This window comes from Anaerocolumna sp. (assembly GCF_032079385.1).
In the GTDB taxonomy this organism is placed as follows: Bacteria; Bacillota; Clostridia; order Lachnospirales; family Lachnospiraceae; genus Anaerocolumna.
The window spans coordinates 31806-42342 of sequence record NZ_DAMAUC010000017.1; the positions used below are offsets into that span (position 1 = coordinate 31806).

Genomic DNA, 10537 nt, shown 5'->3' on the forward strand with positions numbered 1-10537 from the left:
TAAAGGAGAATAATAATATGAGTAATGCATTAAAGGGACTAATTTTAGCAGCAGGTGTAATTATTACATGCGTAGTAATTGGTTTGGGATTTTACATATCCAGAGAAGCCAATGCAGCAGCAACCAATGGAATAGGACAAATCAGCAGAATGAACAAAGAATTTAGCGAACAGGATAAGGTTATGTATGATGGATTGGATGTAACCGGCAGTGAAGTTATTAATGCAATTAATAAATATAAGACAGAAGATATTGCAGTCGTTGTATCTACAAAAAAATCAATGGTGTATTATAACCGTACCTTAAATTATTCAACAAACGGTGAAATTGAAATTGGCGGAGAAAGTAATGCTTCAGTAAAGGATGCACAAACAATCACAAGTACCAATTACATCAATCAGAAAGTGCAATTTACAGGTACTATTCTAAGGGATAAAAATGATACGATTATTGGTATTTCCTTTGTACAAAAGTAAAGCAGCTTATTATGGAAAATGTAAAGGAATTGATAGAAAAAGTTGGAGCTATCTTTATGTTTTGCATAGCAGGTACCTTATTATTGATTCAGTATAAAGAACAATATAAATTAATCACAGTAATAAGAGAGGGTATTAGTAAACAGGGAGTGCTCAATGAGCAGCCAATTGATGTGACAGCGAATAATAAGGTATCTCATAAGGAAGTTATAGCAGCTTTGATTTGTGATCTTGAATATGATGTAGAAGTTAATACTATTTATTTGCAGAAAGAATATTTTAATCCTATGGAATTCGACTTCTCAGTTATAGCAAATACTGATTACAGAAAGACTTATGAAGTAGATTTATCTGGAAATATAGTCAAAATAGTTTATAAAAGTTTATAAATAGTGGCTTTGAAAAGAGCAAAAAAAGAGAGGTAATAAATGAATATAAAGATAAATATGTATAAGATATTATCTATAATTTTGGTGTTATCATTAATAGTTCCCGCTATGCCGGTAGTAGGAGTGAAAGCTGCTGGTGCTTTAAGTGGAACTGATGCAGTTAGCGGCAGCGCTATTAAAGGAATAGCAGCTCAGTCTTCAAGGGGTGCAGTTGTTACTGGAGCTGAAGGTAAACAGTATACCTTAAATCATGAGTATGTGAAACAGTTGAATATTAATACTGGAAATATAACTATTGATGATACAAGCTATACACAAGTGAATGGTAACTCTGAGTCTTGGGATGCTAGTTCAGATGCTTATGTAATAAAGGGTCAAGGAACAAGTACGAATACAATTAAAATTGCTTCCTCTAATACGCCAATTACGGTATACTTGGTGGATTTGAATTGGAATGGTTATATAGAGATAAAAGGTGATGTGAATTTAATTATAGTTGGTGATGTGACTGTCAACAATGAGTTAACAACCATACAATTTACAGGAGCTAACATAAATATTTCTGGACTTGAAGGAGTAGATACACTTAGTTGTAAATCCGTGTATAACACAACAAAAATAAAATCTGGTTATCTGCTTAACCAAGTGTATATTAACAACCTAATTGTAAATGCCGAAAATGGATTAGGTATAGGTGGTAGTGCGAATGTAAATATTGAAAATAGTACAATAAATATTATAGATGATCTTGATATAAAAGATAATTCGATTTATAACATTGATATAATGAACTCAAGAATAACAAAATTAAATATTTACTTTAATTATAGTATTCTCTGCAATTTAAATATCATGGGCAGTAAAATTTATGATTTAAGTTTAATTTACCAACGCGGCTCTGCATCATATTTTAAAGATAAATATTTAAATGTGAGCAACTCATATGTTAATGGTATAACTTTTAGGCTTGCAGAGGGAAACGATGGAGATATTAAGAAGCTAAATGTTAATTTAGATAATTCGCATTTAGTTAATGTTAAGAGCATAGGTGCTTATTATGGTGGGGCTAAAGGCATTTATATGGCTAGTTTTAATGCAACAAATAGTACATTTATTGCGCCATTAAATAATGTGACATATGCACTAAGTTTTACGTCAACTGTTAATAGCATTAGTCACAGTAGTGTTGCTAATATACATGGAAACTATAATATAGGAGGTACACCAGTTGATAATAATGCTAATGATGTTTATTTGAAGAAATTAAGATTTAGAGATTATCCAAATACATATATATTAACTACATTTGATGATGGGGTAACTTCTAAATTATTATCAGATGATAAGGGGTATTTATATCTGTATGTTCCCTATGGAAGCACAAATTTATCATTTCAAGTAACAGATGAAACAGGTTCGAGAAATTATGGTAATTATGATATTGAGTATGATTCAGTTGATAGTGATGATACTGCTAATACTTATGAACCAGTGGCAACAAAAGAGCCAACGGTTATAGGCACACCGTATTTTAATGCAGAAATTCAGTATTCATTCGATAGGAATGGTTGGAATGATGTCACTACAGATGCGGCAGGATATTTTCAGGCAATTATCCCGGATGGTGCAAACCATATTTATATTAGATTATTGGATGTAACTAAATATGCCATCATAAGTGATGGCGCAGTAGGGCCATTCTATGATGAAGATCCTATTATAACAGAACAAAGTCATTCGGAAATGGCTTTCATGAAAGGGAAACAGGGAATAATTTACGTAACTGCCATACCTTATACGGTTGGGAATACCTTAACGTACCAATGGTATAAAGGTGGAGAGTTACTTACAGGTAACACATCACCAGTATTAAATATACCAAATGTACAGGAATTAAATGCGGGAATCTATACCTGTGTAGTTAATGAAAGAGACGGCAATTCAATTACATCAGATCCAATTACAGTAACAGTTGAATCTGGACAGTTGGAAATAGAAAAAGAACTAGTGATCCTATCTCAAGCTGCCGGAAAAATACTAATAAAAGGGTATTCTACAGAACTGTATGTGAATGCAAGAGCATCTAAGAGTACCAAAGGATTAAGTTTTAAGTGGTATAAAGATGGGACAGAACTACATGGAGAGACACAAAGCAGACTACTTTTAAATGTTGTGGATTTAAATGATTCAGGAACTTATATTTGCAGGGTATATGAAGGCACAGAATATATTGATTCAGAGCCAATCACGGTTACGGTAGAAAATAATCCATTGGAAGATGATGTTGCAAATCTGAATAACATAGTGGATGTTTTAACCAGCCAGGTTGGAAAGCTATCAGAGCAATTAAATACTGCGAGTCAAGAAAAAATAATATTACAAAATACTATTAAAGGATTAGAGAATCAAATAGCTAATTACCAAAATCAAGTAGCAGAACTGCAGGGAAATATCATACGTTTAGAACAGGAGTTTAAAGAAACTAATGAGAATAATGAGGATCTGAATTTAATTATTCAGGAGCTGAATAATCAGATTAAAACTTTAAATCAACAGATTGTTTCTATACAAACAGATTTAGACGCTGTTATTACAGAAAAATCTATCTTAGAAAATACTATTATAGATTTAAACTATGAGATTACTAATTTAAGAAGCCAGGTCACATTTTTGGAAAATAAGCTTGCAGTCAATGAAGAAGAAAATGCTCATCTAATAAATCAGGTGGAAGAGCTACAGAATACTTTATCCGGATTAAATACTAATATTATAAATATGCAAAATGAAATAGCTTCCTTGACCAATCAAAACAATGCTTTAATTACGCAAGTTGAATCTCTGACTAGTCAAAAAGCAGCCTTAGAAAATGAAATACAAAGACTTCAGGGTCTACTTGATGATGCAAATAGTACAATTGCCACCCTTACAGAGCAGGTAAATAATATAACGAACAAGGTAAATAGTCTTACTAGCCAATTGGAAGCAGCTAATAATGAAAAAGTAATTTTACAAAACACAATAACTGATTTGGAAGAACAAATATCCAATCTAAATAATCAGATAAGTGAATTAAATAATCAAGTTTCAGATTTGGAAGAAGACCTGCTGAAGGAGGGAGCAGATAAGGATAAATTAAATCAGATCATACAAGATTTAAATAATCAGATTTTATCTCTTAATCAGAACATTTCCTTTCTGCAGACAGAACTGGATTCTGTAACAGCTGAAAGGAACACTTTACAGAATTCAGTGACAAAATTAAATAATGATATCTCCAATTTGAATAATCAGATTACAATTTTAGAAGGCAAGCTTGCGACCAGTGAGGAAGAAAATACACGACTATTAGAGCAATTAACAGAGTTGCAAAATATCATTTCTGGTTTGGAAAATAAGAACAATCATTTTCAAAGTGATATAGAAGTCTTAAATAACAGTAATAAAGATTTACAAAATCAACTTGATGTAGGAAAGAATACTATATCTGCATTAAGTAATTTATTATTCCTAATAAAAAGTGAATTAGGAGTAATGGATGATGATGAAGTTATTCCTGCTATAAAACTGTTAAAAGCACAGTTATTACAAGAAAGAGCAAATAATGTTTTATTACAGCAACAAATGAATGAATTAGATAAAGAGTTGATTGTTGTCAGAGAGAATAATTTGGTTTTGACAGAAAAATTAAAGAAATTAATGGAGTTAGTTGATTCAAAAGATGAAGGAGGAATAAAAGATAAGATTATAGATTTGCAAACCGCACTCTTAGAATCAGAACAAATAATTTCAGAACTTCTAAAAGAGAAAGTGGAGTTAATTAACAGACTGCAGGAAGCAGAAAATCTAAATAGAGAATTGCAGCAAAGGATTGATGAATTACTTGAGTTATCAGGTGAAGATACAAAAGAATTAAAAAGACAGATTCTAGATTTAGCCAATCAGATCAATAAGATGATTGAAAGAAATGATTACTTACAAAATTCTATTAAAGATCTAAATTCTAAAATTTCAGAATTAAATTCGGAAAAGGCTACATTAGAGAGTGAAATCGTAAGATTGGAAACACTCTTAGATACTGCTAACAGCACTATTGATGACTTAAGAGAACAGCTTGCAGATATGGCTGCCGGTAAGAAAAGTATGGAAAATGAAAATGCTGCTTTGAAAAAGGAAATTGAAAAATTGAAGCAATTGCTAGAAAGCACTAGTAATTCGGGACGCAATAATAATTCAGGAAGTAATAGTAATTCAGGCAACAGTAACAATTCAGGCAGCAGCAATAATCCGGAAAGCAATAGTAATTCAGGAAACAGTAATAATTCAGAAAGCGGAACTGCCTATCTTGATAATTCAAGTAACTCAAATAAAGAAAAAGAATTGCAGACCAAGTTGGATGAAACTCTTAAGGAACTGGAAGATGTGAAGAAAGAGTTAGGTGAACTAAAAAGAGCAATTAATGACGCGGGTTTAGAAAAAATCTTAGAAAATAGTTCTGGAAATAGTTCAGAGAATACAAGTTTCGGAAAAACAAACATAAAGATTCCGGATAATTATGTAGTAATATTGCCCCAAGAGAAAATAAAGGAACCTGTTATTAAAGAGTCCATAGATAAGCCTATTACTCTGAATAAAATAGTTGCACAAGAAGGCTGGGAGATTGCCCCTACCCTAAAAGATGAATGGAAAAAAGAAATTAATCTTATTCAGGCTCTGGGAACTTCCAACACAAAAAATGATATTGTAGACTTTGATTTTTATGCACGTGAAGAAAAGAACCCGGAGCAGGTTTTTAATTACTCGGTAGAAGTAAAGAAACCTGCAGCCATTCCTAATTTTACAATGGAGAAAGTTATATATTTAGGAAATAATTTTAAGCTAAATTTAACTAATGTTACCGAAGATACAAAAGTCGCGTATAAGTCTTTAAATAATAGCATTGCAACAGTTAGCAGCAAAGGCATTATTACACCTAAAAAGTCTGGTAAAACAACAATAACTGGAACTGCATATAAGGAAGGTGTTCCATACCAATTTACGATTAATGTAATAGTAAAAGAGCAGGAGAGAGTAACCTCCAATTTAAAAGAGCAAACAATTCAAACAGCATCTTCCGAACCTGTGCTTGTGGTTTATAAATTAGTATATAAAGATAGCACCACCAAGATAAATATAAATGGATATGCTGATAATGCAGTTGTATCATATATTAGTTCTGATTCAACTGTTGCAACAGTAAACCAAGGGGGCATTATTACGGGAATTAAAAAAGGAAAGGCAACGATTACTGTCAATATTGTGCAAAATAATAAAACATATAATTATATATTAATTGTTAGAGTAGATGATGGGACCGCCGACACTTCTGTAAGTGAATATCTTATTTTATAAAAGCAAGCATTTACCTACTCTTATAATCTTTAAGAGTAGGTAAAATTGAAAAGAGGAAAAACATGAATGCATTTAGTAAAATTATAGCAATTATAATAACTGTTATTCTCTTGTTTTTAACTCCTTTGTTATATATGGCTCAAAAGCAAGATATTATTAGTCAAAGTTATATTTCTAATGAAACAACAAAGTTTATTGATAGCATAAAGAATAGTGGATACATAAGCATAGCAATGTATATAGACTTCGTAAAAAAAATAGATGCAACGAATAACCTTTATAATATAGAAATTGTACATTCTCATAAGGTGGTAGAACCATTGTATGATGAAAACACAGGTATTTTTCTGGAAGGCTATGACACATATTATTATAATACCTATCAAGATGAAATATTAGAAGTACTTGATAAGGGAAAGGATTATGAATTCTTTCAGGGAGATTATATCTCAATTAATATAAAGAATCGTACCAAAACAATAGCCACCAGACTGATGGAACTTTTCTATTCATCTGATATTCCTGATGAACAGATATTAATTACATATGGAGGAATGATTCGAGATGAAATGGACTAATCTGGCAATTATATTCTTCCTTTTAGAGCTATCTTTGTTTATTATTTTGGATATGAGAACTTTTAATCTAGCTGCAATCGTAAATCAGAAAGTAGAATATAACAAAGCATTAGATAGTGCAATTGATGACAGTGTAATAAATTTGGTAGAAGTAGATAGACAAAAAGAACTGGTATTAAATAAAGAAAAGGTAGTAGAACAATTCTATCAAGCTCTGTATGCGAATTTTGGAATTATGGGAAATCCCAGTCTGGAGAAGAAATTGAAAGAATATGTGCCGGTTATCCTTGTAACAGATGAAGATGGATTTTATCTCTATTATTCTGATACCTATGATACGGGAGAAGAAAACATTATTACCCAGTATTGGAGTGAAAAACAACCTTACGTATATGAAATTAGTAATTATATTATTAATTTTACTTTGAATACCTTTCTTACGGTATATGATAAAAATACCTGCGAGATATATGAAGGAGAATATAAAGATTTACAGGATATGTTTCAAAATACTTTATTAGCGGAGGAAGAAACCTTTCATATGGTTAGAAGAAACGCCATTATTTCAGCTATTGAAGTAAAAATGAATTATTATATCAATAAATATAATAATATTGCCAAACAATTTGGAATTACATATCAATTTTGGCTGCCTGAGATCGACAAAACAGATTGGTATAGAACCATTGATGACATTAGTATGTTGGTATTATTTCAAGGATATCCCTATCGTTTTGACAGCATGGATACCTATAACCGATATGCCATTGGTGGAGCCAGAATAAAAAAGTCGAGAGTATATTATATATCAGAAGAGAATGGAAGAAAGTTTTACCATAAATCTGACTGCAATCATTTAAGCAAAAGTGGTCATACAACTGCTTTTTACACTCGTGAAGAATGTGCTCTTGAAGGGGCTTACCCTTGTTCGGTAATGATTAATAGGAATGAATCCGGTGATACTATACCATAATGTGTCTTAATTAGCAGTGAGATTTGTAAAATGTATTCATGTAAAAGAATCCTAGATTTTGGATTATATAAATGTTATAATATGGATATATTTTTTGAAAGGGGATAAACAAATGAAGAACAAAGGGATTAGACTACTATTAATTTCTATTATTTTAACAGCCACATTATTAAGCCCATTTAAGGTAAAAGCAGAACCAGAGTATGTAAAAACAGGGACTTTCATAAGGCAATTGGTACAAGCCATGAAGTTGGATGTAGATTCTACCGTAAAAGATCCATATATTGATGCAGCACTAAAGGCAGGTATATTAAAGTTGGATCAATTTGCCGATTATAACGGATATATTACTACGACGGATGCAGCTGTACTTCTAAATAGAGCGGATGAACATTTACATAAAGGTACTTTAGATGAAAAACTTTACAAAGCAGTTTTAGAAAACCGTATTTCTGATATCAAAAAGATACCTAAAAAGAAAAGAGGGGATGTTGCCAAAGTTGTTGCAAAAGGCATTATTAAGGGATATAGCAACGGCAAATACATTCAGAACAGATCCTTTAAGGGAAATGAATACTTTACAAAAACAGATGCTAAGGTAACATTAATCCGGTTAATGAACCAGTCTAAAAGAGCAAAGCTTAGTCCGGATGGGCAATTAATCAGAACTACGAATCTTCCTAAAAATGCAGATCAGTATGAGTATATTCTGGAGTGTTTTCCAAATTCTTTTTATGAAAAGAAGTTTAGATATCAACGTACAAAATATCATTACAAGCCCAAGGAACTAATAGATTATGCTAGTCCTGTTAAAGTTATTGGAACAATGCGCAGTTTGACAGTTATAGACGGAAAGATGATTTATTTAAATGATTGGACTGATAAGTTAAGATTAAACCTTTCAACACGTTTTAATGTGGATTATAGAACTATTGACAATAATTGGTTAAACAATCTTAGCAGTACCTATTACCTTTTTGAAAAAGCTGATTTGAATAAACCATTGTTCGATGATATCAAGGAATATACTGCATTTGTGAAAAAGAACAAAGTGAAAATTGAGAGCGAAATAATCGCTGTGGAACCATCAACTATGTATTATGCAACCGGATATTACATGAGAGTTTATGCAAAATTTAAAGTTACGTCACCTAATTTTGATAAAATTAAAAAGGATATCATATTTTATAATTATGTATCTGATACCAAACCACTAGTAGAAGGTAAATGGATGGAGTGTGTTTTTGATGTTAGAATAGCTACTAGAAATGGCAGCAGTAATGGTAGGGATTACGCAGTCCGTGCAGAGAATATAGTCGTATACGAAGATTAAGAGGGATAATATGAATAAAAGAGATTTGCTTATTAGAGCATTTGCTTTACTATGCATTTTAATAATGATACTGCCAACTAATAAAATAATGGCAGTAGAAACTAAACCACCGGTTGATATTGAAGATGGAAAGTTTACATTCACAACTACTGATACTAAAGCCACAACATCTATAAGATGGAAAACAATCGGGTTTAACATTTGTAGAGTTAAAACAGCAAATCCGTTAAGTGTACCACATGCACGGCTAATGTTAGACGATGATTGGGCAAATGAAGTGCCATCAGGTAATGGTAAAGTAGATGTAACCTTCACTATACCCAAAGATATTGTTGACCGGGTTTTAGTTAAATTTGATTATGATCCTATAAAAGAGAAAGATTTGATATATTTTAATGGAATCATTCAGGTATATCATGGTACGACACCTGTAGGAGAACCGCATGAAACAAGGTTTTCCATTGAAGATGCGGAAAATTGGGCAAATAAAGATGATTTTGCTGATAGATTTAATGTACCTGTAGAATTCCATCCAAATCCAGCACCACAACCAGTTAAAATAGAACGTTTACTATATCGTAGCGATGGTAACCATATATCTTATGATATAAAGGATTATGAGGCACGACCGGAACGTACTCTATTTTCAACAAATTACTATGGTGGTTTAGACAGTAATGGCAGAGAAACAGCAACAATTGATGGTAAGATTGAATACAATGGTGAAACCCATTATCTCTATCGTGTTTACTATCATAATATGGGAGAAGCTCCACCACGAAAAGTACTTGGGAACCGGAAAACCGCCATTAATCCAAATGTTGATTATAATGGCTGGGTATCGGAATTATCCTATGTAAGAAATAGAGAATTCTTAGTTAGAGAAGGCGGGCTTAAAGTAGTTGCCATGTACAGGCGAATGCCTGGAATACCGGAACCTGGTCAAGATGGGGTAGATACCAAAATAAAGCAATATGAAGTGGTTGATCCTACAGCAGTAATAGCTGCTGATAGCAGAAGAAATGAACAATATGAAGTAACGGATGGCATACCAGGGACAGAATCTGTTTATGTGAATGCCTTTTCAAGTAAATACATAGCAGGTTCAACATTTACAAGAAGATACGGAAAAAAGACTTACAATGTAAGTGTAAAAAAGACCTACACTTTAACATGGACAGAGACTGACCCAAAGACAAAAGAACCTATTCCGAAAGAATCAGTGCGGACAATAACTTATCAATATCCAGTGGAGAGGGAATATTCTTATTGGATAGTATCAGCTCTTGGTGTATATGGGATAAATAATGCGGTGATTGAGAATGCTGCATTACCGGGAGGAAGCGTAACGCTAACTCCCATTGGCTATAGTCCACCTACAGTATCCTATAATCATAATG

Annotated in this window: 7 protein-coding genes; all 7 read left to right on the forward strand. The window is 32.3% G+C overall.

Translation table 11 applies throughout. The features are described from left to right. Positions 1-17: 17 nt before the first annotated feature. On the forward strand, positions 18-476 hold the full coding sequence (locus RT261_RS14045) for a hypothetical protein (protein ID WP_313133383.1): 459 nt from the start codon (positions 18-20) through the stop codon (positions 474-476). Positions 477-487: 11 nt separating this feature from the next. Further along, positions 488-865, forward strand: coding sequence for a hypothetical protein (locus RT261_RS14050; protein WP_313133384.1), 378 nt, complete (start codon positions 488-490; stop codon positions 863-865). 57 nt (positions 866-922) lie between these two features. Then, positions 923-6253: an immunoglobulin domain-containing protein gene (locus RT261_RS14055; protein ID WP_313133385.1), complete on the forward strand. Its 5331-nt coding sequence runs from the start codon at positions 923-925 to the stop codon at positions 6251-6253. 62 nt (positions 6254-6315) lie between these two features. Next, positions 6316-6831 (forward strand): hypothetical protein, encoded by a 516-nt coding sequence (locus RT261_RS14060; RefSeq protein ID WP_313133387.1) that lies wholly within the window; start codon positions 6316-6318, stop codon positions 6829-6831. Continuing rightward, a complete protein-coding gene (locus RT261_RS14065) occupies positions 6818-7804 on the forward strand; it encodes a hypothetical protein (protein ID WP_313133388.1) in 987 nt (328 codons plus the stop codon). The genes RT261_RS14060 and RT261_RS14065 overlap by 14 nt, the downstream gene beginning before the upstream one ends. 112 nt (positions 7805-7916) lie before the next feature. Beyond that, positions 7917-9137, forward strand: a complete 1221-nt coding sequence (locus tag RT261_RS14070) for an S-layer homology domain-containing protein (protein ID WP_313133389.1) — start codon at positions 7917-7919, stop codon at positions 9135-9137. Between the two features lie 10 nt (positions 9138-9147). Further along, on the forward strand, positions 9148-10537 hold a 1390-nt coding region (locus tag RT261_RS14075), incomplete at its 3' end, for a DUF5704 domain-containing protein (protein ID WP_313133450.1).

Excerpts from the sequence above, each read along its gene's own strand:
- RT261_RS14045 (WP_313133383.1), top strand. The coding sequence starts at position 18 with ATGAGTAATGCATTAAAGGGACTAATTTTAGCAGCAGGTGTAATTATT.
- RT261_RS14050 (WP_313133384.1), top strand. The coding sequence starts at position 488 with ATGGAAAATGTAAAGGAATTGATAGAAAAAGTTGGAGCTATCTTTATG.
- RT261_RS14055 (WP_313133385.1), top strand. The coding sequence starts at position 923 with ATGTATAAGATATTATCTATAATTTTGGTGTTATCATTAATAGTTCCC.
- RT261_RS14060 (WP_313133387.1), top strand. The coding sequence starts at position 6,316 with ATGAATGCATTTAGTAAAATTATAGCAATTATAATAACTGTTATTCTC.
- RT261_RS14065 (WP_313133388.1), top strand. The coding sequence starts at position 6,818 with ATGAAATGGACTAATCTGGCAATTATATTCTTCCTTTTAGAGCTATCT.
- RT261_RS14070 (WP_313133389.1), top strand. The coding sequence starts at position 7,917 with ATGAAGAACAAAGGGATTAGACTACTATTAATTTCTATTATTTTAACA.